At 62.1% G+C, this 21,551-nt stretch carries 30 protein-coding genes and 1 tRNA gene; 18 read left to right on the top strand and 13 right to left on the bottom strand.

Going from position 1 to position 21,551, the window contains the following annotated elements; genetic code table 11:
• Nucleotides 1–203: 203 nt before the first annotated feature.
• Nucleotides 204–464 (bottom strand): hypothetical protein, encoded by a 261-nt coding sequence (locus EN852_RS09715; RefSeq protein ID WP_127875202.1) that lies wholly within the window; start codon nucleotides 462–464, stop codon nucleotides 204–206.
• A 703-nt stretch (nucleotides 465–1,167) separates the two neighbouring features.
• Between EN852_RS09715 and EN852_RS09710 the strand changes: the two genes are divergently transcribed.
• The 6 genes from EN852_RS09710 to EN852_RS09690 all read left to right on the top strand — a co-directional run bounded on the left by EN852_RS09710 (nucleotide 1,168) and on the right by EN852_RS09690 (nucleotide 3,900).
• The gene (locus EN852_RS09710) at nucleotides 1,168–1,350 is read left to right on the top strand and encodes a hypothetical protein (protein ID WP_127875203.1); all 183 of its coding nucleotides are present in this window, start codon (nucleotides 1,168–1,170) and stop codon (nucleotides 1,348–1,350) included.
• Between the two features lie 619 nt (nucleotides 1,351–1,969).
• On the top strand, nucleotides 1,970–2,101 hold the full coding sequence (locus tag EN852_RS43150) for a hypothetical protein (protein WP_281407779.1): 132 nt from the start codon (nucleotides 1,970–1,972) through the stop codon (nucleotides 2,099–2,101).
• Complete coding sequence (locus EN852_RS09705; protein WP_127875204.1) at nucleotides 2,098–2,535, top strand: hypothetical protein; 438 nt, start codon at nucleotides 2,098–2,100, stop codon at nucleotides 2,533–2,535. Before EN852_RS43150 ends, EN852_RS09705 begins: the two co-directional genes overlap by 4 nt.
• Before the next feature lie 362 nt (nucleotides 2,536–2,897).
• Entirely contained in the window at nucleotides 2,898–3,203 is a 306-nt protein-coding gene (locus EN852_RS09700; protein WP_127875205.1) for a hypothetical protein, read from the top strand.
• A gap of 6 nt (nucleotides 3,204–3,209) precedes the next feature.
• Entirely contained in the window at nucleotides 3,210–3,557 is a 348-nt protein-coding gene (locus EN852_RS09695) for a hypothetical protein (RefSeq protein WP_127875206.1), read from the top strand.
• Between the two features lie 4 nt (nucleotides 3,558–3,561).
• Complete coding sequence (locus tag EN852_RS09690; RefSeq protein ID WP_135879539.1) at nucleotides 3,562–3,900, top strand: type II toxin-antitoxin system mRNA interferase toxin, RelE/StbE family; 339 nt, start codon at nucleotides 3,562–3,564, stop codon at nucleotides 3,898–3,900.
• Between the two features lie 59 nt (nucleotides 3,901–3,959).
• Here the strand turns inward: EN852_RS09690 and EN852_RS09685 are convergent, their stop codons facing one another.
• Together EN852_RS09685 and EN852_RS09680 are read right to left on the bottom strand one after the other, a co-directional pair.
• The gene (locus tag EN852_RS09685; RefSeq protein WP_246694224.1) at nucleotides 3,960–4,436 is read right to left on the bottom strand and encodes an N-acetyltransferase; all 477 of its coding nucleotides are present in this window, start codon (nucleotides 4,434–4,436) and stop codon (nucleotides 3,960–3,962) included.
• A 26-nt stretch (nucleotides 4,437–4,462) separates the two neighbouring features.
• On the bottom strand, nucleotides 4,463–4,696 hold the full coding sequence (locus EN852_RS09680) for a helix-turn-helix transcriptional regulator (RefSeq protein ID WP_127875208.1): 234 nt from the start codon (nucleotides 4,694–4,696) through the stop codon (nucleotides 4,463–4,465).
• A 356-nt stretch (nucleotides 4,697–5,052) separates the two neighbouring features.
• On the opposite strand from EN852_RS09680, the gene EN852_RS09675 reads away from it, so the two are divergent.
• Nucleotides 5,053–5,634 (top strand): hypothetical protein, encoded by a 582-nt coding sequence (locus EN852_RS09675; protein ID WP_127875209.1) that lies wholly within the window; start codon nucleotides 5,053–5,055, stop codon nucleotides 5,632–5,634.
• Nucleotides 5,635–5,674: 40 nt separating this feature from the next.
• On the opposite strand, the gene EN852_RS09670 is transcribed toward EN852_RS09675, so the two are convergent.
• The 4 genes from EN852_RS09670 to EN852_RS09655 form a co-directional block, all read right to left on the bottom strand.
• On the bottom strand, nucleotides 5,675–5,866 hold the full coding sequence (locus tag EN852_RS09670; RefSeq protein ID WP_127875210.1) for a hypothetical protein: 192 nt from the start codon (nucleotides 5,864–5,866) through the stop codon (nucleotides 5,675–5,677).
• Nucleotides 5,867–5,982: 116 nt separating this feature from the next.
• Nucleotides 5,983–6,297, bottom strand: a complete 315-nt coding sequence (locus EN852_RS09665) for a hypothetical protein (RefSeq protein WP_127875211.1) — start codon at nucleotides 6,295–6,297, stop codon at nucleotides 5,983–5,985.
• 199 nt (nucleotides 6,298–6,496) lie between these two features.
• Entirely contained in the window at nucleotides 6,497–6,727 is a 231-nt protein-coding gene (locus tag EN852_RS09660; protein WP_127875212.1) for a hypothetical protein, read from the bottom strand.
• Between the two features lie 540 nt (nucleotides 6,728–7,267).
• A tRNA-Leu gene (locus EN852_RS09655) sits at nucleotides 7,268–7,353 on the bottom strand.
• Between the two features lie 232 nt (nucleotides 7,354–7,585).
• Here EN852_RS09655 and EN852_RS09650 point away from each other — a divergent pair.
• Nucleotides 7,586–7,762, top strand: coding sequence for a hypothetical protein (locus EN852_RS09650; RefSeq protein WP_245519526.1), 177 nt, complete (start codon nucleotides 7,586–7,588; stop codon nucleotides 7,760–7,762).
• Between the two features lie 263 nt (nucleotides 7,763–8,025).
• Here the strand turns inward: EN852_RS09650 and EN852_RS09645 are convergent, their stop codons facing one another.
• Nucleotides 8,026–8,682, bottom strand: coding sequence for an outer membrane protein (locus EN852_RS09645; protein ID WP_127875213.1), 657 nt, complete (start codon nucleotides 8,680–8,682; stop codon nucleotides 8,026–8,028).
• A gap of 159 nt (nucleotides 8,683–8,841) precedes the next feature.
• On the opposite strand from EN852_RS09645, the gene ade reads away from it, so the two are divergent.
• Nucleotides 8,842–10,659, top strand: coding sequence for an adenine deaminase (gene ade, locus EN852_RS09640; RefSeq protein WP_127875214.1), 1,818 nt, complete (start codon nucleotides 8,842–8,844; stop codon nucleotides 10,657–10,659).
• Nucleotides 10,660–10,671: 12 nt separating this feature from the next.
• Here ade and EN852_RS09635 read toward each other — a convergent pair whose 3' ends face one another.
• Both EN852_RS09635 and EN852_RS09630 read right to left on the bottom strand, forming a co-directional pair.
• Nucleotides 10,672–11,838 (bottom strand): alpha/beta hydrolase, encoded by a 1,167-nt coding sequence (locus EN852_RS09635; protein ID WP_127875215.1) that lies wholly within the window; start codon nucleotides 11,836–11,838, stop codon nucleotides 10,672–10,674.
• Nucleotides 11,839–11,943: 105 nt separating this feature from the next.
• Nucleotides 11,944–13,020 carry an alpha/beta hydrolase gene (locus tag EN852_RS09630; protein WP_127875216.1) on the bottom strand — a complete coding sequence of 359 codons (1,077 nt, stop codon included), beginning with the start codon at nucleotides 13,018–13,020 and terminating at the stop codon, nucleotides 11,944–11,946.
• 232 nt (nucleotides 13,021–13,252) lie between these two features.
• Between EN852_RS09630 and ilvA the strand changes: the two genes are divergently transcribed.
• Together ilvA and EN852_RS09620 are read left to right on the top strand one after the other, a co-directional pair.
• Entirely contained in the window at nucleotides 13,253–14,509 is a 1,257-nt protein-coding gene (gene ilvA, locus EN852_RS09625) for a threonine ammonia-lyase IlvA (protein WP_127863700.1), read from the top strand.
• Nucleotides 14,506–15,066 (top strand): DUF1697 domain-containing protein, encoded by a 561-nt coding sequence (locus tag EN852_RS09620; protein ID WP_127875217.1) that lies wholly within the window; start codon nucleotides 14,506–14,508, stop codon nucleotides 15,064–15,066. The genes ilvA and EN852_RS09620 overlap by 4 nt, the downstream gene beginning before the upstream one ends.
• A gap of 10 nt (nucleotides 15,067–15,076) precedes the next feature.
• Here EN852_RS09620 and EN852_RS09615 read toward each other — a convergent pair whose 3' ends face one another.
• Together EN852_RS09615 and gloA are read right to left on the bottom strand one after the other, a co-directional pair.
• Entirely contained in the window at nucleotides 15,077–15,364 is a 288-nt protein-coding gene (locus tag EN852_RS09615; RefSeq protein ID WP_127875218.1) for a DUF2218 domain-containing protein, read from the bottom strand.
• 123 nt (nucleotides 15,365–15,487) lie between these two features.
• Complete coding sequence (gloA, locus tag EN852_RS09610) at nucleotides 15,488–15,928, bottom strand: lactoylglutathione lyase (RefSeq protein ID WP_127875219.1); 441 nt, start codon at nucleotides 15,926–15,928, stop codon at nucleotides 15,488–15,490.
• A gap of 260 nt (nucleotides 15,929–16,188) precedes the next feature.
• Between gloA and EN852_RS09605 the strand changes: the two genes are divergently transcribed.
• The 4 genes from EN852_RS09605 (at nucleotide 16,189) to EN852_RS09590 (ending at nucleotide 18,692) form a co-directional block, all read left to right on the top strand.
• A complete protein-coding gene (locus EN852_RS09605) occupies nucleotides 16,189–16,782 on the top strand; it encodes a cold-shock protein (RefSeq protein ID WP_126064639.1) in 594 nt (197 codons plus the stop codon).
• Between the two features lie 113 nt (nucleotides 16,783–16,895).
• On the top strand, nucleotides 16,896–17,390 hold the full coding sequence (locus EN852_RS09600) for a DUF192 domain-containing protein (RefSeq protein WP_127875220.1): 495 nt from the start codon (nucleotides 16,896–16,898) through the stop codon (nucleotides 17,388–17,390).
• Nucleotides 17,391–17,400: 10 nt separating this feature from the next.
• Nucleotides 17,401–18,168 carry an alpha/beta hydrolase gene (locus EN852_RS09595; protein ID WP_127875221.1) on the top strand — a complete coding sequence of 256 codons (768 nt, stop codon included), beginning with the start codon at nucleotides 17,401–17,403 and terminating at the stop codon, nucleotides 18,166–18,168.
• Between the two features lie 23 nt (nucleotides 18,169–18,191).
• A complete protein-coding gene (locus EN852_RS09590) occupies nucleotides 18,192–18,692 on the top strand; it encodes a GNAT family N-acetyltransferase (protein ID WP_127875222.1) in 501 nt (166 codons plus the stop codon).
• Here the strand turns inward: EN852_RS09590 and EN852_RS09585 are convergent.
• On the bottom strand, nucleotides 18,689–19,294 hold the full coding sequence (locus EN852_RS09585) for a hypothetical protein (RefSeq protein WP_127875223.1): 606 nt from the start codon (nucleotides 19,292–19,294) through the stop codon (nucleotides 18,689–18,691). The genes EN852_RS09590 and EN852_RS09585 overlap by 4 nt on opposite strands.
• A gap of 146 nt (nucleotides 19,295–19,440) precedes the next feature.
• Here EN852_RS09585 and EN852_RS09580 point away from each other — a divergent pair, with 146 nt between their 5' ends.
• The 3 genes from EN852_RS09580 (at nucleotide 19,441) to EN852_RS09570 (ending at nucleotide 21,491) form a co-directional block, all read left to right on the top strand.
• Complete coding sequence (locus EN852_RS09580) at nucleotides 19,441–20,076, top strand: VOC family protein (protein WP_127875224.1); 636 nt, start codon at nucleotides 19,441–19,443, stop codon at nucleotides 20,074–20,076.
• 214 nt (nucleotides 20,077–20,290) lie between these two features.
• On the top strand, nucleotides 20,291–21,139 hold the full coding sequence (gene cysE, locus EN852_RS09575) for a serine O-acetyltransferase (RefSeq protein ID WP_127863707.1): 849 nt from the start codon (nucleotides 20,291–20,293) through the stop codon (nucleotides 21,137–21,139).
• Between the two features lie 148 nt (nucleotides 21,140–21,287).
• A complete protein-coding gene (locus EN852_RS09570; RefSeq protein ID WP_042644432.1) occupies nucleotides 21,288–21,491 on the top strand; it encodes a DUF3126 family protein in 204 nt (67 codons plus the stop codon).
• Nucleotides 21,492–21,551: the final 60 nt, after the last annotated feature.

Genomic DNA, 21,551 nt, shown 5'->3' with positions numbered 1-21,551 from the left:
GAACGGCTGAAAAAATTAGCGGCGCACGGTTTGTTGCCGATTGATCAGACTGAAAGCCAAGGGTCTATAAATAGAATGACGTGGTATACCAAACTTTCGTGCCAGACGTTTCAACGTGTGAACTGAATAGCTTGCACCAAGTTTGCGCTACCTACCGCAGGCCGTCTGGGCGCATTGGCCGACCGCGGCGCGCTGCTGTTGCATTAGCGTTTCCGCACAGCGTCCCGGCTGACGGTGATGCCTAGATCCCGGCCGCCGACGGTGACAGTGTGCTCGTCAACCCGCGTGACCTCGCCGACAAGATCGATCTTCTGCCCGCTGCCGATGTTGGGCGTTCTGTCCACGATCGAATGCGGTTGGTGGTAGGAGGGGATCAACACACTCACCCGGTCCTCAGTGACGCGCTTACGCACTGTCGCGGTGATCACGACCTCGTCGCCTACCTTGATGCTGCCCTTCGCCATTCCACGACTCTGGCGCGACCGGCGGCTTAGTCAAGCATTTGCTAATGGAACATCGAGCGGCAGGCGAAGTTGATCAAACAGACGGCGCCGGATAGGGCTGCTTTCCATTCGGGCGTCGCGTCGGGTGCTAGGGCTCGCACTCGATAAAGAGCCCGTCTGGCACCCATGGCAGGCGGGCTCTTTCACGATTGCTCTTAACCATGCCGCGTGCTCGAGGGGAACAACGTCGATTAACATTTGTTATGGCCGCATGCAGACAGCAACAGCCGCAACAGACCCTATTCCCGTAAGCATCCTGCTCGCTGCCATCCGGCTCCAGGTTGCGATCGATAGACGTCAGGAGAAACGGGAATCGTTCCTTCGCCATGATGCCCTACAATGCCGAAGGCGGCAGATAGGTTCACAAGCAAAAGCTAATGGAACCTTCCGCTAGCCGCCATGTTGGGTTTTGGCTGCGCTACTCGTGCCGAGTCCCCAGCGCAGCCGGGGTCCACACCCCCCGGAGCCCGTTCGACCCACCCAGGCGAGCGGGCTCTTGCCAACCTCAACGCGGACAGGAATATTGTCCTCGGTGCGGCGACCCTTTTCAGCACGAGGATCGCCATGGGCAAGGAATATCCGTTTTCAGAAGCCACGCTCGGCGGCAAGCTTGCGGGCCGGCACTGGCCTTTCCGTCGATTGCCTGACATGCAGGCGCCGGGCGGTGCTCGACGTCGCTGAACTGGTCAGGCGGTTTGGACCTGATCAGCGCTGCCTGCATTGGGACTTGCTCGAAATCATCTATTGCAGCGAATGCCGCGGCGCCGGCCGCGACGATCGGAACCTGCAGTTCACCAACCACGCCGTGACGCCGGAGCAGCGGAACGGCTGGACGCCGTGCCCATAGTGTCCTGCTCCCGTCGCCGCCGGTACATTCGCAGTCGGCGAGGGAGGTCGGAGGCGGCCCGGCACGCTGACGGGGTAGGCCAGTGAGCGCCGGGCCTAACCGGGGGGACTTCGGCTCGCGCGAATATACGCCTCTGCCCAAATGGGAGGCACATATCCATAAGGACGATGAGGGAGTAGCCACACCGGTCCCGACGAATTCTTCGTGCCGGTGGTGATCCTGTCAATTCCCGGCCAGGCAGACCAAGCGGCGCTTGCGAGCGTAACGCTTGCCAATAAGTCGCGACTTATGCATCATCCGCGCGTTCACACACGAGGCGCGGCATGCTGGCACGGATAGGCGATCATCCTTGCGACATCCATCGGATAGCTCGAGCCTGTGGCGTCACCCTTCACGACGCTGAAGAGAACCGGACCACAGGCCGCAAGCCTGGTCATTGCTATTGCAAACCCGCGGTGCGCGCGATCGGGCGCCGGCACGGTGAGTCTCACCTGGCTCTAGTCCTGAAACTCATCAACCAGACCGGCAACGGTCGCGAGCTCCATGCCGCCACGCTGCAGGCGGTTTCGTACCTGGTGCGGATCGAGGCAATGCCGATCGTTCCGAACTCTTCGATGCCTTGGACCGGATCGACCTCGGCCATGTCCGCCGGCTTGCCAGGGCAATGCCAGGTTCCACCGCGCACAATATGGCGGCCATGCTCTATCCGATGCTCGCCGGTGGTGCGCTGTTCGAAAGGGCCGCGGCATGACTGAGATCGAGGTCGAAGGCGTCGGCACCTATCGCCTGCCGAACGAATGGCAATACGGGCGCCTCGGCCGAATGAGGGGCGAGAAGCGCCACACTGCGGTTCTTGCCTTTGGCTGTGGCATGACCGTCCGCCAGTTCGCCAAGCTGTCCCAGGACCGGCAGCAGGCTGTCCACAGGGCCTATCTGGCGCTGCTGTCGCCACCGAAGCCCGAGCCGGCCGACAACGACGCTGTGGGGCTTCCCAGCGGGCGCTGGTCGACCGATCTCAAGCTCAAGGTCGGCTGCTGGCTGATGCACATGAAAACGACGCTGCCTCGTGGTCATTTCGGGCCGTGGGTGGAAAAGCAGCCGTGCCTGAGCCGCAGCATGGCCCTACAGTGCATGGCGCTGGCCAGGGAAGCCCGCCAGAGGGCAGTTGAGGCAAGGGCTGCATAGGAAGTCAGGCAACCATGCCGGCCGGTTATCGAGATGATGCCTTGCGGGCGCGTGGCAGCAGGCCACCGGCGGGCGCCAGGAGGCACGGAACAGTTCTGCGGCGTAGGGCAGCGGCGGCGAAGATCGGGTGCTGGGCGCTTCTGGCAATGCAAGCGCTGGACGCCTGGGGACCCTTTTAGGCAGTGGTTTAGAGCTTTGGAAACCAAGGACGCGATAAAAAGTTGAGAGAGACGGTGGAAAACCGATGCCGTCGCTCGTTTGACACGGTTGCGACAAAATGAGCATATTGAGACCGCACAATGGCCTTGCGCAGGGTTTAACGTCTGCTTGGGAATGCCTACATCCGACGAGGCAGGTGTCTAATGGCAAAGAGTAAACAGCGACAGCAGCCGGCTCCTTCTTCTCCGGAGGCGCCGCAACTCCCCATTGGAATTCAGTTGGGATACGATCCCAAAGGCCCAAGCGAACCCGTCGACATTGCTTCTTCGAAAGATGGCTGGAGTGAATTCACGCTGTCGGATGGCACAATTTTACGAGCGAAGGCGGTCGTCTTGGACGTGAAAAAGATGCTGGGCCAGTACACACCGGATGGCGATCCGGTTTACGAAATGCAGATGACATTGGTTAGCCAGTCGCGTGTACCTGAGCATTTGAAGAAGAAAGGCTGAATTGATATGAGTCTGCGGATCGCTGATCGCGAAAAGCGCCGTGGTCTCCCTCCGGCGCTTTTGCCGTTGAGAAAGACCGTACCCGGATTTTCGGGGACGCAGGTGCTGACCGCTCTCAGCCAAAATATCTACTTAATCGGTCTCGATGCGGGTCCCGGCGCCCAAGCTCCGATGGACAACTACACGCTTTCCAATGCGCTGGCGAATATCTCTCTGAGCTGCACTTTTTTCGCTGGCACCGCCGGAGGATATAGTGCTGATTTCGTTGCGGATTTGCTGGCTGCTGACGCTGCTAAGCCGGAGGCGGAGTTCGACAATGTGATCGATATGCTCGATTGGCTAAATCGCGAATGAAATCATGGCCGACGAGCCGAAGCGCAACGGCATTAAGTGGGAACTTGCCAGCGGTTTCAAGGATTCATGGGTCAAGCACAAGAGTGACGCGGTTAGCGCAGCTATGGGGACGTTCGACCTGTGCAAGCGATCCATACCTCCCGCGCCGCTCCCGGCTACTATGAAGGACCATAAGTTAAGTGGACCCCTGAAAGATTATTATGAATGTCATTTGGACGGCGATGTCCTTCTCATTTACAAGCCGATAGCAGGAGGAGCTATAAAGCTCCTTAGAGTCTGCACCCACGATGACATCAGCGGCCCTAGAGGCGCTGCTTTGGCGAAGATCCTGAAAACCGAATAGCGAATCGGCCAACTCCCCAGAGGGGAGCGGCTTGACGATTTCAGCGATGAGAATTGTCACTAGCGAGCCAGCAGCTTGCGCATGATGAGCGACATGCGTCCCTCCGATCCGTAGGACGAAGGCTTGCGATCGACAACTTCAAACCCGTGCTTGCGGTAGAAGGCCAGCGCCCTGTCGTTGCCCTCGAGCACTTCGAGCGCGATGCTCGGGAGGCCGGCATGAATCGAAAGCACAGCATCTAGCAAGTCGGCCGCCAAGCCGGTACCGAATTCACTCTTTTCGATGTGCAGGCGATCGAGCATGACGTCGCCCAGCGCATCCGTCTTGGTCATCGCATAGCCGGCGAGTGAGCCATCCGGTCGTTCGGCAACTACCGCCGTCTTGTTGGTGTCCGCCAGTTCCTCCACGAGCCGCGGAGGGGCATGATGGACGTCGGAAATCTTGGCCGTTTCCGCCAGGCCTACGATAGGCCCATATGTGTTGCGCCAAGATTCACCAAGCAACTTCGATACAGCAAGGACGTCCTGTTCGGTCATAGGCCTGATGCGCATCGCGTCACTCGCTAGGTTTTGCGGAGCCTCACCCCGGCGCCGCCGCCGTTCTCGGGAATGAACTCGACGCCGGCCGCGATAAGCGTCTCCTGCAGGCGCGTTAATGTGGTGGCATAGGGCGCACGCTTGCCCGCTTCGAAGTCGGCGATCGTCGCTCGGCCCACTTCAGCCTTCTCGGCGAGATCCTGTTGCGACCATCCTATGAGGCCGCGGGCGGCCCTCAACTGACCTGCAGATATCGTCATTACGCTTCTACTTCATGCAAATTGTATTGACTTGAGGCCGAAGTCATTTAATTTGCATGATGTTACAGCAACCATGCTCATGGAGCAATATCATGCCGAACACCCATGTTCCGGCAGCCGGCGGAGCTATGCCCGCTGCCAAGATAGCCATCGTCGGAAGATTTTCCGGCCGTATCCTGCTCGTCCAGCGGAGGCCGTCATGACCTACGCAGCCGGAATAGCATTGCTGCTTGCCTCAGCAGCGCTCAGGACGCGCCTTGCGCGCTCAACCTTAGCATTCCTACTCCTCCGAGCCTCCAACGTGCTCCTAGACCTCGGCAGCAACGCCTTGGACAACTTGACGGAGGATCGCCGCCATGGATGACCTGCAACTCACGAAGAAGGCGGAGGCCTATGTCGCCGCAGCTTCTTTAAATTCTAAAGACCTGCTTACCCTCCAGGTCGACCGCACCAGCCGCAAGTCCCTGGCCGGCTCGATCGAGGCGCTGATCGACATGCTGGACGATCTATCGCCAGAGCCAGACCTCGAGCCGTGGCTGGGCTGGCCCGAAAGCGGCGGACTGGAAGCCGGTGGCGACTCGGACGACCGAGAGGACGAGGACGAGCACGGCGGGGACATCAACGACGAGCCGCAGGCAGGCGAGGGCGGCCGCACATGGGAGGATGATGAGCATGGCCTCGGCTGGACTGAGGAAGCCTCACAGTCGGGCAACCTGGGATGCTACGGCAGCGAAGGCGACCTTGAGCCCGATCTCGGCTGGACGGAGCATGTCAACCAGGCAAGCCGCTCCCGCTATGCCCGGCCGGTGTCTTGGCAGGTCGAAGACGGCGAGCCGCTGCTCGGATGGGCCGAGAGCCACGGCAAAGGGGTCATAGGCCAGCAAGGCTTTGACGATCGCGAAGGCGACGACGAGCGGGAAGAGCTTGCGCACTGGTGATCAAAATAGGCTCGGCTGCTACGGTGGCCGAGCCTTTTTGTCAGCTCACCCGGCCGGGGCGCCGGCGCGCGGTCTCAATGTCGTCACGGGAAATCCCGATGTCGCTGAGCATATCCTCCGGTGACTCGCTCAATTCGTCCGTCGCCTTCAGCTGCGCCTTCTGATCGGCGCGGCGCCCGAGCCAATCGACAAGCGGACCAGCGATGCCGACAAGAGGAAGGTTCCCAAGCATCGGACTACTCCCTTCACCGCTGCAGGAAAGAACTATTCGGTAAGCTTAACCCGATGGTGTCCACGCGTCTGTGACAAGCCTCACAGACTCGCCCGGCTGCTATGTGGCCGGGCTTTTTACTGAGGTGTGCGACGAAAGCCTGCCAGCGCCCAACCGACGGCCGCACCGAGCCCCAGAAGGAGGACCGGCGGGAAAATGCCGAGGTATAGGAAGCTCATGAGGCAGGACGTGCGATATTCCGACTCAATCCGCGCCCGCTCTCCGTCCAGGTATGACCTAACTTTCTGCAATTTGCTGGATTGCGTCGGCACATCGTCACCAGCGTCAGCATAGTAGATGGCGCCTGGGTAAACCGCCATAAATTGTCTTTCCGAAATTCCGCCTTCCGCAGCCGCTTCGAGCGCCTTCACCTCGTCTGACCAAGGTTTCAAGGCGGCGATCCGCCCATCGTGATTCACTGCTATGCGTAGCTCGGGGAAGTAAGGGCTACCCGAGAAATTGAGGAAAAGGGCCGCCCCGACCCAAAGGACGGCGCTCAGAAGCCATAGCCGGAAAAAACCTCGCCCCCATCGCATCGCCGTATTCTCCCTCGCGCCGCCACCTCGCCTGCGAGTTCGGCTTCTGACAGATTTAGTCAATGCCGATGGTGTGGCGTATCAACCGGCTCATTGCCATGATGAAAACTTCAAAGCTTGGCACCAGGAATAGAACTGCGCCGGTCACCAAATAGAACAAGCAAAATCCCGAAGCGACCGGAAACCTCCGATCCGCTACCTCATAGTATGCGGTAAGTGGCGCGACAGCTGATCCGGATAATACCCCCGTTGGCTCCGCCAGCAGGTCGATTTCTTGGTCGGTCACTCTAATACCATAGATGACCCACTGCGCGCCTGCGTCCGGAGGGTAGATCGATCGAAGAATCTTTGCGGCCCGTCTACCCTCTCTCTCGTCCCTATCTCCCGGGACTGCGTCAACGTATTCTCGTCGACTTCGGTAGCGCCGAATCGGGCTAGGGCAGAATAACCAGAATATCATCAGCCCAAAGAGGATCATGACGCCTCCCACATACAAAAAATAAATGCGGCTTAGGGGGGACAAAATCGAAGGACCGCCGAGAGTTGAGAACCTCATTAGGTAATTCTGGAATGTATCTCCCCAGATCACCGCATATCCGAGCACCGGAACTAAGCTGGCGAATTGTGGGAGCCTCGTCCGCGTCAACGCCGAGGCATACGACCATTTAGGAACGCGGTCGCGCTGCTTGAGTGCCAACCAAAACGCATAGCGAGTCTTTACCAATCAGCTTTATCCCTTCTGGCTACCCTGGCGGCTACCCAGTGGCACTTTTGTTTGGGTATCCGAGTGATGTGATAGAAAACGAATAATGCAATCATTTCAACGTGGTGCGGACGACGGGAATCGAACCCGTACGATCAGAGATCGAGGGATTTTAAGTCCCTTGCGTCTACCAATTCCGCCACGTCCGCAGGCGTGCCCTTTTCAGACGCCTGATATGGGCCGTCAAGCGATGTTTCGGATCGTCCGCAGTTTGCGTGGGGTGATCCGTCGCATAGATTTAATATTAGCGATGTTTAAAATGCGGGGTTCCGCAAACCGATCTCATTAGCCTTTGTCTGCGAGCATCGAGCCGGCTTTGGTGCTGGAACCATGCGTGGGGCAGGTTGGATCAGAGGGCTGCGGGAGGCGGAGGCGCGTCAGTTGCGCAGCGAGATCGATCGGCTCGAGCGGGGGCTGATCGAGGCAGCCAATTCGAAGGCAAGATGTAACCTGCACGAGGTTGGGCATACGCTGCGCTGGCAAAAAGCGCGACTTCGGCTGCTGGAGGAGTGCCTGGCCGCGATGCCGGCGGGAAGGCCGGCATCGAACCGATCCTGACCAACCGGTTGCAGCCTCGTCGGCGAAGCGTATCCGCCATGTTCGGTTCCGGCGGGGTAGGTAATTGGAAAGTGGCGCGATCGCGGAATTACGGTCTGCTGCGGGAACGCTCGTGTTTGCCATACGGCGGATCGATCCGCCGAGGCCGGCGTCTATCAGGTCCTACCCATTCCCCCGCCCCCTGCGGGCGCCGGCCATTTGATTTTCAAGAGCCTGATTTCAAGAGGCAATAAGAGACGGAGCCGCCACGACGGCGGCAAGCCTCAGAATTTATAGCTGAAATTCACGCCGAGCGTCTGCAGCTTCACGTCCTGGTCGCGCTCCGTGAAGGTGTCCGAAGCGTCGAAATGCTCCTTGCCGAAATCGTAGTAGCGGTATTGCGCGCCGACGACGACATTGTTGGTCAAGGCGTAGTCGACGCCGGCGCCGAGCGTCCAGCCGGTGCTGGTGCGGGTTCGGGCAAAGGTCGTGCCTGCCGCCTGCGAGGTCTCGATGCCGGCGAAAGCGATGCCGCCGATGCCATAGAGCAGCACGCGATCAGCGGCGTAGCCGGCCTTGGCGTTGATTGATCCGAACCATTTGACGTCGGTGCCGAACGTGCCTGCCGGGCCGGCATCGGCAGTGCCGTCGATCGAGGCGTAGTTGAGGTCGGCCTCGGCGCCGATCACGGCCTGGTCGAATTGCCAGAGCCCCGCGACATGGCCGCCGACAAAACCGCCGTCGATGTCGGGCTTGACCGACCCGCCATCGACCGTGATGTCGGACCGGCCCCAGCCGTAGCCGGCTTGCATGCCGGCATAATAGCCGGTCCAGTCAAAACCAGGCGCGGTCATCGGCAGATCAGCGCCTAGATCCGCCGCCCAGGCAGACCCGGACAGCAGGGCAAGAAAGCCGGCACTGGCGAGCGTCAGTCGACGCATCGAGCACTCCGAAATGGCGGTTCCGAAAGACTCCTTGGGAAAGACTAGCCCCTTTCGCCGCTGAACGGAATTGCATCTCTGCAACAGTGGTTTACGACCTGACGCTCTGGCTCCGGGCGCCGACATTTGCCAAAGTGGCTTATGCAAGAGGACTCGCCCATGACCAACGCCAAGCCGACCAGCGCCGCAAAGCCAAAGCCGTGGACGGAGGTCGCGACACATCTGGTCGATGTCGCGATGGGCCGAAAACCCGCCGATCTGGTCATCCGGAACGGGCGCTGGGTGAATGTCCATTCGGGCGAGATCATCCCCGGCACCGATATCGCGATCGCTGCCGGCCGCTTTGCCTATTGCGGGCCGAACGCCGGGCACGCCATCGGGCCGGGGACCAAGGTCGTCGATGCCGGCGGGCGCTATCTGGTGCCTGGCCTCTGCGACGCGCATATGCATGTCGAAAGCGGCATGGTGACGGTGACGGAGTTCTGCCGCGCGGTGATCCCGCACGGCACCACGTCGATGTTCATCGATCCGCACGAGATCGCCAATGTGCTCGGACTGCCGGGCGTGCGGCTCATGCATGACGAGGCGGTTGCCATGCCGGTCAACGTGCATGTGCAGATGCCGTCCTGCGTGCCGTCGGCGCCGGGGCTGGAGCACGCCGGCGCCGAGTTGACGGTCGCCGACGTGGCCGAGGCCATGACCTGGGAAAACATCATCGGGCTTGGCGAGGTGATGAATTTCCCCGGCGTCGCCGCCAACAATCCGGTGATGTCGGGCGAGATCGCCGAGACGGTCAAGGCCGGCAAGACGGTGGGCGGGCACTATGCATCGCCCGATCTCGGCCTGCCGTTCCACGGCTATGTCGCGGGAGGCGCGGAGGACGACCATGAAGGCACGCGCGCCGAGGACGCGATTGCGCGTGTGCGCCAGGGCATGAAGGCGATGCTGCGGCTGGGGTCGGCCTGGTACGACGTCGCGGCGCAGATCAAGGCGGTGACCGAAGGCGGCATCGACCCGCGCAACTTCATCCTGTGCACCGACGACAGCCATTCCGGCACGCTGGTGCATGAAGGCCATATGGACCGGGTGGTGCGGCATGCCATCCAACAGGGCCTGAAGCCGGTGACCGCGATCCAGATGGCGACGCTCAACACCGCGCAGCATTTCCGGCTGGAGCGCGAGATCGGCTCTATCGCGCCGGGGCGACTGGCCGACCTGCTGATCGTTTCAGACCTTGCCCAGATGGCCATAGACGAGGTCTATGGCCGCGGCGTCAGGCTGGCGAAGGCCGGCAAGCTCGAGATCGACATCCCCGCCTATGACTATCCGCAATCCGCGAAGAACACGGTCAAGCTCGGCAAGAAGCTCGCGGCGAAGGATTTCGACATTTCCGCGCCGCAGGGCGCCAACGAGGTGCGGGCGCGGGTGATCGGCGTGATCGAGAACCAGGCGCCGACGCGGGCGCTGGAGGCCGATCTGCCCGTCGAGGACGGGTTGGTCGCCATGGATCGGCGCAACGACATCTGCCAGATCGCCCTGGTCGAGCGCCATCGCGGCACGGGCGGCGTCACCAACGCCTTCGTCTCCGGTTTCGGCTATGTGGAAGACTGCGCGATGGCATCGAGCGTGGCGCATGACGCGCACCACATCATCGTCGTCGGCACCAACAAGGAAGACATGGCTTTGGCCGTCAACCGGCTGGGCGAGGTGGGCGGCGGCGTGGTGCTCTATTCCAAGGGCAAGGAACTGGCGCTGGTCGAGATGCCGATTGCCGGCCTGATGTCGGACGAACGCGCCGAGATCGTCGCGGCGAAAGCCGAGCAATTGACCAAGGCTATGCGCAAGGTCGGCTGCTCGCTCAACAACGCCTATATGCAACACTCGCTGCTGGCGCTGGTCGTCATCCCGGAGCTCAGGATCTCGGATGTTGGCCTGGTCGACGTGAGAACCTTCCAGAAGGTCGACCTCTTTGTCTGAGCGGGACCGGCGCTATTCGCCGCCGGTGGCTATGGTCAGCACTTTGAACGGCGTGGTGATGACCACCTCGGCCACCGATCCCACGGCTTTACCGAGCCCTTGGCCGATATTGTCCAACCCAGCTCCCTGAGGTTCGCCCGCTCGCAGGGCTGCCGGCGTGCGCAGCCGGTCGCCGAGCAATTGCACCAGGATCGGGTTATCGGCGAATTTGGCATGGTTCAGGCCGCCGTCGCCGCCCTTGGTCTTGGTAAGGTCGGCCACAACCACGCCGTAGCTCGCGAGGTCGGCGGCGTTGCCGTAGTCGCCGACGCGCGGCTTGTCGCCGGAAATGAAGCTCGACAGCTTGAGCGCCCGGTCGTCTCCCGAAAGCAGGATGGCGAAGGGCTTGTCCGGCTTGCCGTAGCGGATCATCTGCTTCTTGAAGACATCGACGTCGATGTCGGGCGAGGCGAGGATGACATAGCCGAGCTTGCCGCCGAGGTCGCGGTCGCCAGTGATGGCGAGCTGGCGCAGCGCTTCCATCGTCAGCCAGGTGCCCATCGAATGGGCGATGATGTCGATGCTCTTGACGCGTGTCTTGGCGAGCATCCTCAGCGTCGCCTCGAGGTCGTCGCGCGCGGCGTTAGCGCTGTCCTTGTCGTAGATATAGCCGGTCGCCTTGGCGCTCGATGCCCATGAGAACAACACCGGCGTTCCGGGATATTTGGTGTCATGCGCTATCTGCGTAATGCGATAGATGCCGTCGTCAAAACCGTTGTTGAAGCCGTGCACGAAGACCAGAGCGCGATCGCCGCGCATGGAAATGTCGGCGCCGACCGCCTTGGCGAATTGCTGCGCGTCGCCATAGTGGACGACATCGGTGGCGGTGAACTGCTTGGCGGGATTGCTGTCGGCCGAGCCCTTGGCGCGCTCGATCGCGCCGACCTGGTGGATCTTCGGCACGGTGACGTCGACGCGGGCATAGCTGGTGGTCAGCGAACGGTCGCCGTCGAACACCTGGCGTGGATCCTTGGTCGCCTGCTGGCGGGTCGTCGCGACGAAGATCTCATGCGTGGCGGCAATGTCGGAGGCTGGCGCGGTAACCGCCTTGCGGTTGAGCAGATCGTGCGTGGGTCCGGCGCAGCCGGCGAGGGCGAGCGCGAAGGCAAGGCCGACAACGATCTTCACGTGCACAGTCACCCGGGGTCCCCCAAGGGCGGCAAAGCTCTCCATTACTCCGATAAAGGCAGAGAGCGGCCGGGTCCAGTTCAAAGTCTATGCAACGCAGAAACTACGCGGTTGGGACTACCGCGCCGCCAGTTGGCGGATGCGGTCGGTGACGTCGCGATCGCTGGCAAATCCATCGTCCTCGCGAAGCCGCTGTCCGATCATCTGCACCATCATCGGGTTGTCGGCAAATTTGGTGTGATTGAAGCTGTCGCCGCCCTTCATCTTGGAAAGGTCGACCACCGTGACGCCATAGGAGGCGAGGTCGGCGGCGTCCCGATAGTCGCCGACGCGCGGCCGCGAGCCGGCGATCAGGCCGGAGAGCCGCAGCGCCCGGTCGTCGTCCGACAGGAGCAGGATGAAGGGCTTGTCCGGCTTGCCGTAACGGCGCATCTGGCTCTTGAAGACGTCGACATCGATATCGGGCGAGGCGAGCACCACGTCGCCGAGCTTGCCGCTCAGATCGCGGTCGCCGGTGATGGCGAGCTGGCGCAGTGTCTCCATCGTCACCCAGGTTCCCATCGAATGGGCAACGATGTCGATGCGCCGGGCACCGGTCTGCGCCAGCATCCTGAGCGTCACTTCCAGCTGATCGCGGGCGGCGGCGGCGCTTTCCTTGTCATAGACATAGTCGGTGGTCTTGGCACCCGAAGCCCAGGAGAACAGCACGGGCGTGCCCGGATAGCCGGAATCATGGACGATCTGGGTCAGCCGGTAGACGGCGTCGTCGAAGCCGGTGTTGTAGCCATGGACGAAGACCATCACACGTCCGCCGCGGGCGTCGATGTCGGCGTTGAGGGCGCTGGTGAATTTCGGCTGCGTGTCGTAGCCGACGACTTCCGAGGCCATGAAATACTTGGTCGGGTCGTCCGACTTGCCGCGGGAGCGGCGCTCGATCTGGCCAGTCTGGTGAACCGGCGGAACGGTAACGTTGACCCGGGCATAGTTGAGCGTCGCGGAGCGTTCGCCGTCGAAGACCTTGTTGGGGTCGTCGGACCGCTTGCGGGTGGTGGCGATGAAGATCGAATGGTTGCCGGCGATCTCGGTCGCTTGCGTCGGCACGACGACGCTGCCCAGGATTTCCTGCGTCTGGGGACCCGCGCAGCCCGCCGTCAGCAGGGCAAGGGCAATAATGAGAATTGTCTTCAACCGCACGTCGACACTTCCACTGCAATTCCACTTTGGCCGCGATTGGCCGTCCACCTCCGCGGAAATCTCCCGGACAGCCGAAGTGCGGCTAAAGTAAGTCGTGTCCAGCGGAAATTAGCTCAGCGCCGGGCGAGGACCATCGTGGTGTTGCGCGAAAGCCAAAAGGGCGGCAGGAAGGTTTGCCGGCACCGGCAGGATGGTGGCGCGTGCCGGCGAGATCGAAAATGAGGGACTTGTCGTGAACAGCTTTTCCGCCCGCGTCGCTGTGGCCGCCGAAGCGATCCGCGAAATCTTTCCGGAAACGCCGCTCCAGGAGAACGACTATCTGTCGAAGAAGACCGGCGCCCGCATCCTTCTGAAGCGCGAGGACCTGACGCCGGTGCGCTCCTACAAGATCAGGGGCGCCTTCAATTTCTTCCGCAAGGCGCTTGCCGCCGGCAACAATGCCGAGCTGTTCGTCTGCGCCTCGGCCGGCAACCATGCGCAAGGTTTTGCCTTCGTCTGCCGGCATTTCGGAAAAAAGGGCGTCGTGTTCATGCCGGTGACGACGCCGCAGCAGAAGATCGACAAGACGCGGCTGTTCGGCGGCGATTTCGTCGAGATCAGGCTGGTCGGCGACTTCTTCGACGACTGCTACCGCGCCGCCTTCGAATTCACCGAAAGCGCCGGCGCGCATATGGTGCCGCCCTTCGACCACAAGGACATCATCGAGGGACAGGCGACGGTCGCCTATGAGATTGCGGCCCAGATGCCGGGTGGGCGTGTGCCCGATATCGTCATGCTTCCCGTCGGCGGCGGCGGCCTTGCCGCCGGCGTGACTCATTATTTCGCCGACCAGCATCGCGACCCGCGCTTCGTCTTCTGCGAGCCGGCGGGCGCGCCGAGCCTGCGTGAGAGCCTGGCCAGCGGCAAGCGGGTCAAGCTCGCCAAGGTCGACAATTTCGTCGACGGCGCCGCGGTGGCCGAGATCGGCCGCGAGCCGCTGCGCCACCTCAAGGACTTCACCGCCGATGCCGTCCGGCTGGTTCCGGAAAACCGGCTCTGCGCCACGATGATCGAGATGCTCAATGTCGAGGGCGTGGTGCTGGAGCCGGCCGGGGCGCTGGCGATCGATGCGCTGAAGGATTTTTCACGCAAGGAGATCAGGGGCAAGACCATTGTCGCGGTTGTCTCCGGCGGCAATTTCGATTTCGAGCGGCTGCCGGACGTGAAGGAGCGGGCGCTGCGCTTCGAGGGGCTGAAGAAGTATTTCATCATCCGCTTTCCGCAGCGGCCGGGCGCGCTGCGCGATTTCCTCGAAATGCTCGGTCCCGACGACGATATCGCCCGCTTCGAATATCTGAAGAAGTCTGCGCGCAATTTCGGCTCGGTGCTGATCGGCATCGAGACCAAGGACCGGCGCAATTTCGACTTGCTGAAGGCCAATTTCGACGCGGAGGGCGTGCAGTATCAGGATATCACCGACAACGAGACGCTGGCGGGCTTCATCATATGAGCGCAAAACAAGGCACGGTCTTCGTCGCGCTGTTTTCCGGCATCAATGTCGGCGGCAACCGCATCGTCAAGATGGCGGACCTCAAAGCCTTCTTCGAAGGCCTTGGCTTCACCGATGTCGCGACCTATGTGCAGAGCGGCAATGTCGTGTTCCGGGCGAAGAATGGGAGCGCGGCGGCGCTGACCAGGGAGATCGAAACGGCCTTCGAGAAGAAATGGGGTTTTCACTCGCGCATCATGGTGCGCGACGCCGGCTGGTTCGAGCGGCTGGTGAAGGACAATCCCTATCCCGAGGTCGCCGGCGAACCGACCAAGCTGCACGCCTATGCGCTGGAGCGGGAACCGACCGCCGAGGAGACGCAGCGGCTCGCCGACAAATGCACCGGCCCCGAGCGTTTCGAGATCAAGGGCGACGTGCTTTATCTGCACGCGCCCGACGGGCTCGGCAAATCGGTGTTCGCCAATCTGATCCCGCGCACCTTGAAGGTGCCGGGCACGGCGCGCAACTGGCGCAGCGTGCTGGCGTTGCTCGAGATGGCCAGCAAGGCCGACGGCTGATCGCCGATTGTCAGGCGGCCTTTTGCCAGTCGAAAGTCAATTCCTCACGGAAGGCGAAGCGCTTGATATGGTCGGCGACCACGCTCTCCAACCGGACGAGCGAAGCTTCATCGTCGGCGGCCAGAGCGATGTGCAGCGCCTGATCGTCGGCGTCCATGACGGTGCGGCCGAGCGAGAGCTGGATGGCGCCGTGATGCGGGTCGAACTCAACCGGGAATTTGTGCGACCAGTGCTTGCAAAGCTGCTGCAGGTAGCGGCTGGCATGTTCGGTGGCGACATCGGCGCGGCTGGTCAACATGAAGTTCTCCTGGCGGATGAAGAAACGCCAGCCTGGATGAGGCTGGCGCCAATTCCCGGTAGATAGGCGGTATCTGGCGAAACGCCAGCGGCGGCCGGTCAAATCGGTGCGGGACCGCCGGTTCTACCAGACGCCCGTGTTCGCCATCGAGGCCCATGGCTCGGCCTTGGCCTTGGCGGGGCCTTTCTGCAGCAGCTCGATCGAGATGCCGTCCGGCGAGCGGATGAAGGCCATGTTGCCGTCGCGCGGCGGGCGATTGATGGTCACGCCATTGTCCATCAGCTTCTGGCAGGTGGCGTAGATGTCGTCGACCTCATAGGCGAGGTGGCCGAAATTGCGGCCGCCCTTGTAATCTTCCGGGTCCCAATTGTAGGTCAGCTCGACCAGCGGCGCCTTGTCGTTGATGCCGCTCTGCTCGTCTTCGGGCGCGGCGAGGAAGATCAGCGTGTAGCGGCCCTGCTCGTTTTCGTAGCGGCGCACCTCCTTCAGGCCGAGCTTGTTGCAGTAGAAATCGAGCGATTGGTCGATATCGGCGACGCGGACCATTGTGTGCAGATAGCGCATGGCGGCTTCCTCGGCTTGTTGGGGTTGCCGGGCACCATAGGAGCCACCCGGCAAAAGGGCAATCGTCCGACAATTGCGGCGGCGGAGTCGATTGTGAGGCCTCGCCAATCGTCTTCGGGACGCGCCGGCAAACAACATTTCAGCCTTTCCGGTGCTGAACGGTGAAAAAAGGCACGTCAGCCCTTGCACACCCCGGAAGCCGCAGTGTTAATCTCTCGGCAAGAATCAGTTGCAGTTCGATTTGAAAAGGGGGCATTCTTATGGGGGAAAAAGCCTCTTTCACGAGGCGGGACGGAAGCCTTGACGACGCCTTGAAGCGGGACAATGGCGGCGACTCCGCCGAGCTTGTCGAAATCGCCGGGGCTATCAAATGGTTCGACGTGGCCAAGGGCTACGGCTTCATCCTTCCGGACGACGGCGTCTCGGGTGACATCCTCCTCCATGTGACTTGTCTTCGAAAGGACGGCTTCCAGACGGCGCTCGAGGGCGCGCGGGTCGTCTGCCTGGTGAAACAGGGCGAGCGCGGGCTGCAGGCTTTCCGCGTCCTGTCCATGGATGCCTCGACGGCGGTGCACCCGGCAGAGCAGGAGCAGCGCACCCACGTTACCGTCAGCCCGGAGAGCGGCCTCGAGCGGGCTCTGGTCAAGTGGTTCAACCGCACCAAGGGTTTCGGCTTCCTGACCAGGGGCGAGGGGACGGAAGACATCTTCGTCCACATGGAGACGCTGCGGCGCTACGGCATAACCGAGCTCCGGCCCGGCCAGGTCGTGCTGGTGCGCTTCGGACGCGGCGACAAAGGCCTTATGGCCGCCGAAATCCACCCCGATATGGGTACCTTGTCGGTCTCGCATTAAGGGTTTCTCGACGCAGTCGAAGAGCCCTTTGCCGCGACGTGACTATCTTGTCCGAAAACCGGTTCCACTTCCGCGGATCATGGTTTAGGACGAGCGTCTGGACGAGGTACCCCATGGCTCATCGCAATTGGCTGACTGCGGGCGCGCTCTGCGCCGCGATCGTTTTCGCTGCCTGTTTCATGGCTGCGAAGCCGAGTTCGGCGGATGCGATGCTGCTGCCCATCGACCGGACGCCGCTGATAGTGTCGACCGGTTCGGGCGAGCGTTCCTTCTCCATCGAGATCGCGGATACCTCCGCCGAACGTGAAGCGGGATTGATGTTTCGCCGGACGATGGCCGACGATCACGGCATGTTGTTCGTCTTCGACAGAACCGGCGAGGTGGATTTCTGGATGAAGAACACGCCGATGGCTCTCGACCTCGTCTTTGTCGGCGAGGACGGCCGGATCAAGGCGATCAAGCCTGGCGAGCCCGAGTCCGAGGCGATCATCTCACCCGGACAGCCCGTGCGCTTCGTGCTTGAGTTGAAGGCAGGCACCGCCGCCAGGGACGGCATTAAGGAAGGCGATCTTTTGCGCCATCCGGCCATCGGCGCCCAATCCAACTGAAAAGCAGCCGATGCAATTCCTTTCGCATGACGGTTTCGAACTCGCCTATCTCGATCGCCAGCCGGCCTCGGGACAGGGCGACCCGGTGCTGATGATCCATGGCTTTGCCTCCAGCCACTATGTCAACTGGGTCTCGCCGGGCTGGTTCAAGACGCTGAACGACGCCGGTTACAGGGCGATTGCCTTCGACAATCGCGGCCATGGCTCGTCGTCGAAGAGTTATGACGAGGCCGATTACACGCCGGCCAAGATGGCTTCCGATGCAGCCGCGCTGCTTGCTCACCTCGGCATCGAACGCGCCCATGTCATGGGTTATTCTATGGGCGCGCGGATCTCGGCCTTCCTGGCGCTCTCCAACCCGCAGAAGGTTGCGACGCTGGTGTTCGGCGGCCTCGGCATCGGCATGGTCGACGGCGTCGGCGACTGGGATCCGATCGCGGCGGCGCTGCTGGCGGAGGACCCCTCGCAAAACACGCATCCGCGCGGCCGCTCCTTCCGCGCCTTCGCCGACCAGACGCGCAGCGACAGGCGGGCTCTCGCGGCGTGCATTGCAACTTCGCGCGAGCTGCTCAGCGAGGACGATATGGCGCGCATTACCCAGCCGACGCTGATCGCGGTCGGCACCAAGGACGATATCGGCGGCTCGCCGGACGAGCTCGCCGCCCTGATGCCCAACGCCAGGGCGTTCCACATCGAGGGCCGCGACCACATGCTCGCCGTCGGCGACAAGAGCTTCAAGCAGCGCGTGCTCGAATTCTACGCCGAAAACCCGCTCTGAGCGCACTCGCTCTCCGCCGGACAATGGTCGATCTTCTCGTCACTTATATGGAGATGTCCGCGCCGCCCCAGGGCGTGCTGCGCGCGTCACCTTTGCCCGGCGCCATCGTGGCGCGCGAAAGGCTCGATCTTTCCTTCTATCTCGATCTCTGCCGCGCGGTCGGCGGACCGGTGCAATGGGACCAGCGGCTGCGCATGGCGGAAGCGGAACTCGAAATGCGGCTCGCCGACGATGCCACGCATATCCACGTGCTGCGCCTCGGTGGCGAGGCCGCGGGCTTCTGCGAGTTCAACCATGTCGGGCAGACGGCCATCGAGCTCGTTCACTTCGGGCTGGTCCCGGCCTTTCAAGGAAAGCGGCTGGGGCCGTTCCTGCTCGACCGGGTGCTGCGCGCGGCGTGGTCGCATCGGCCGGAGTGGGTTTGGCTTCACACCGATACGCATGACCACCCGGCCGCTCAGGCGGTCTATGAGCGCGCCGGCTTCAAGGCCTATGCGCGACGGATGGAAACTTTTCCAGACTAGGCTTTGTTCGGCTGCAGCGAAGCCAGCGAGCGCTCCAGATTTTTTCGTGCCCTTGCCTCGAACCGATCGCGGAACGATTGCGTGTAGAAAATATGCGGACGGGCGAGGAAGTTCTGCAGGACGGAAGCACGGCCGGCGCGCCACATCGGCTCTTCCACCCAGCCATATTCCAGCCGGACCGCCTTCTCATAGGCATCGAAGACCGCAGGTTCGGCGCCGAGGATCGCCAGATCCATGTCGAGCAGAAGAGCGGCATCGTTGACCGCGTCCGAATCGCGCAAAGGCGGCAGCTGGTGCGTGGCGGTGGCGTTGATCATGGCCGCTATGCGGGCGAGGCGACGAGGATCGACGCGCCCGGCGAGCCTTTTCTCGGCCAGTTCAGCGCTTTTCGCCTCATTGTCCTTGGCGCGGCTGTCATAAATGGCATCGTGGAACCAGATCGCCGCCTCGACGGCCTGCGGATCATCAAGAAGGTGCCGGTATTCGGTTGCCAGCGCCAGCATCGCTTCGATGTGGGCCAGGCCGTGGTAGTGGCGATCTTCGGCGCTATAGAGCGCGGCAAGCTCGCTTTTTAGCGCTTCGTCGATCAAGGATCGTTGCATGGCTGGCCTTTCCAGGGAGCATTTGGCGCGAGCGAGGGAGAATGTCGCCCAGCACGGCCGCAAACGCCAGCCGGCATCGGCGAGCGGTTGACCAAACGACAAGACAGCTGGAAGCTGCCGCGTCACTCAAACCGGAGGAGTTTGGCATGACCAGCACCGAGAAAGCGAAACCAGGCACGATCGACATGAAGCTGGAGGCTGTCGTCATCCCCGTCTCGGATGTCGATCGGTCCAAGAATTTCTATGCAGGGCTAGGCTGGCGGCTCGACGCTGATTTCGTCGTTGGCGACACGTTCCGCGTCGTCCAGTTCACGCCACCCGGCTCACCGTGCTCGATCCATTTCGGCAAGGGATTGACGCCGGCGGCGCCCGGCTCGGCAAAAGTGCTTTATCTGATTGTGACCGACATTGAGGCGGCTCGGGCGGAACTGGCGGCGCGCGGCGTCGAGGCAAGCGAGGTGTTCCATCGCAACGGCCCCGGCCAGCCGGCGATCAAGGGCCGGCATCCGGAGGGGCGCAGCTATTCCTCGTTCGTCACCTTCAGCGATCCGGACGGCAATGGCTGGCTGCTGCAGGAGATCACCCAGCGGTTACCCGGCCGCGTCGATGCGCGCGATACGGTGTTCGCGTCGTCGGCCGAGCTTGCCGCCGCGCTTCGGCGGGCGGCGGCCGCCCATGGTGAGCACGAGAAGCGAACCGGCGGGGAATACGACAAGAATTGGCCCGACTGGTACGCCGAATACATGGTTGCCGAGCACGCCGGCGCAACGTTGCCGACCTGATCCTTGAGGTGCAGCCGGGGCCATTTTTCGACAGGCGGGCGCCGAAGGCAGGACATTTCGGCGCCTATCCGCCAGCAAGGGTTCGTTTTCCATCGTCGCTTGAATTTGCGTGAACCAGGTCCATTTGAACGATCACTAAGGAAAATTGAGTTCAACCGTGCTATGATCTGGCCTATATGTGCCGCCGGAGAATGAGCAAGGCCGGAGAGCGTCGATGAACAGCATTACGATTGCCCGCCCCAGCATGGTGCAGCCGGTCGATCCGATCTGGCGGTCGATCCGGGACGAAGCGATGGAGGCGGTGAACCGCGATCCGTTGCTTGCGGCCTTCCTCTATTCCACCATCCTCAACCAAGAGAGCCTGGAAGAAGCGGTGATCCACCGGCTTGCCGAGCGCCTGGCACATCAGGACATCGGGTCCGACCTCATCCGCCAGACCTTCAAGGCGATGCTGGACGACGACCCGGATTGGAGCACCACGGTTCGCGTCGACATCCAGGCCTATTACGACCGCGACCCGGCCTGCGACCGCTTCATCATGCCGGTCCTCTATTTCAAGGGTTTTCACGCCATCCAGACGCACCGGCTGGCACACTGGCTGTGGAACCAGGGCCGCAGGGATTTCGCGCTCTATCTGCAGAGCCGCTCGTCCTCCGTGTTCCAGACCGACATCAATCCGGCGGCCCGCATCGGCAAGGGCATCTTCCTCGACCACGCCACGGGCTTGGTCGTCGGCCAGACGGCCGTCATCGAGGACGACGTCTCGATCCTGCATGGGGTGACGCTGGGCGGTACCGGCAAGGCCAGTGGCGACCGCCATCCGAAGATCCGCCGCGGCGTTCTGATCGGCGCCGGCGCCAAGATCCTCGGCAATATCGAGGTCGGCCATTGCTCGAAGATCGCCGCCGGCTCGGTGGTGCTGTCGCCCGTCCCGCACAACAAGACGGTCGCCGGCGTGCCCGCGCGTGTCGTCGGCGAGACCGGCTGCGACCAGCCTTCGCGGCAGATGGACCAGCTCCTGCCGTCGCAGAGCATGGATCACGTGGTCAGCTTCGACATCTGACCGACCGCTTACCGCTGGCGGCCGAACGGGTCGCCAGTTCCGCCTGGCTGTTCTCCCATGTTATCCTGCCGGCTTGCCTTTACATGGCCATTGTTGGCGTGTCAGAAGCGCGTTCCCACGAACAAGGCCGACATTTCGGAGAAGACTTTTGAAGCCTGACGAAATTAGAAAGCTGGACGCCTATTTCAAGCGCGTCTTCCAGAACCCCAAGCTGCAGGTCAAGGCGCGCCCGCGCAAGGAAGACTCGGCCGAAGTCTATGTCGGCGACGAATTCCTCGGCATCGTCTTCAAGGACGAGGACGACGGCGACTACAATTTCTCGATGGCCATTCTCGACATCGACCTGGGCTAAGCCGGCAACAAAATGCGGCCGGTGCGCGGCAACGCGGCCCGGCCGGCTGCAACCGATAGG

Source organism: Mesorhizobium sp. M2E.F.Ca.ET.209.01.1.1, from assembly GCF_004010375.2.
GTDB lineage: Bacteria > Pseudomonadota > Alphaproteobacteria > Rhizobiales > Rhizobiaceae > Mesorhizobium.
This window is presented reverse-complemented; position numbering and strand designations above follow the sequence as displayed.

Coding starts and splice junctions, on each gene's coding strand:
- EN852_RS09615 (WP_127875218.1), bottom strand. CDS start 15,364: ATGTTGACCAGCCGCGCCGATGTCGCCACCGAACATGCCAGCCGCTAC.
- cysE (WP_127863707.1), top strand. CDS start 20,291: ATGAACAGCATTACGATTGCCCGCCCCAGCATGGTGCAGCCGGTCGAT.
- EN852_RS09585 (WP_127875223.1), bottom strand. CDS start 19,294: ATGCAACGATCCTTGATCGACGAAGCGCTAAAAAGCGAGCTTGCCGCG.
- EN852_RS09715 (WP_127875202.1), bottom strand. CDS start 464: ATGGCGAAGGGCAGCATCAAGGTAGGCGACGAGGTCGTGATCACCGCG.
- EN852_RS09595 (WP_127875221.1), top strand. CDS start 17,401: ATGCAATTCCTTTCGCATGACGGTTTCGAACTCGCCTATCTCGATCGC.
- gloA (WP_127875219.1), bottom strand. CDS start 15,928: ATGCGCTATCTGCACACAATGGTCCGCGTCGCCGATATCGACCAATCG.
- EN852_RS09675 (WP_127875209.1), top strand. CDS start 5,053: ATGGATGACCTGCAACTCACGAAGAAGGCGGAGGCCTATGTCGCCGCA.
- EN852_RS09690 (WP_135879539.1), top strand. CDS start 3,562: ATGGCCGACGAGCCGAAGCGCAACGGCATTAAGTGGGAACTTGCCAGC.
- EN852_RS09600 (WP_127875220.1), top strand. CDS start 16,896: ATGGCTCATCGCAATTGGCTGACTGCGGGCGCGCTCTGCGCCGCGATC.
- ade (WP_127875214.1), top strand. CDS start 8,842: ATGACCAACGCCAAGCCGACCAGCGCCGCAAAGCCAAAGCCGTGGACG.
- EN852_RS09680 (WP_127875208.1), bottom strand. CDS start 4,696: ATGACGATATCTGCAGGTCAGTTGAGGGCCGCCCGCGGCCTCATAGGA.
- EN852_RS09695 (WP_127875206.1), top strand. CDS start 3,210: ATGAGTCTGCGGATCGCTGATCGCGAAAAGCGCCGTGGTCTCCCTCCG.
- EN852_RS09705 (WP_127875204.1), top strand. CDS start 2,098: ATGACTGAGATCGAGGTCGAAGGCGTCGGCACCTATCGCCTGCCGAAC.
- EN852_RS09590 (WP_127875222.1), top strand. CDS start 18,192: ATGGTCGATCTTCTCGTCACTTATATGGAGATGTCCGCGCCGCCCCAG.
- EN852_RS09670 (WP_127875210.1), bottom strand. CDS start 5,866: ATGCTTGGGAACCTTCCTCTTGTCGGCATCGCTGGTCCGCTTGTCGAT.
- EN852_RS09700 (WP_127875205.1), top strand. CDS start 2,898: ATGGCAAAGAGTAAACAGCGACAGCAGCCGGCTCCTTCTTCTCCGGAG.
- EN852_RS09645 (WP_127875213.1), bottom strand. CDS start 8,682: ATGCGTCGACTGACGCTCGCCAGTGCCGGCTTTCTTGCCCTGCTGTCC.
- EN852_RS09605 (WP_126064639.1), top strand. CDS start 16,189: ATGGGGGAAAAAGCCTCTTTCACGAGGCGGGACGGAAGCCTTGACGAC.
- EN852_RS09685 (WP_246694224.1), bottom strand. CDS start 4,436: ATGACCGAACAGGACGTCCTTGCTGTATCGAAGTTGCTTGGTGAATCT.
- EN852_RS09620 (WP_127875217.1), top strand. CDS start 14,506: ATGAGCGCAAAACAAGGCACGGTCTTCGTCGCGCTGTTTTCCGGCATC.
- EN852_RS09580 (WP_127875224.1), top strand. CDS start 19,441: ATGACCAGCACCGAGAAAGCGAAACCAGGCACGATCGACATGAAGCTG.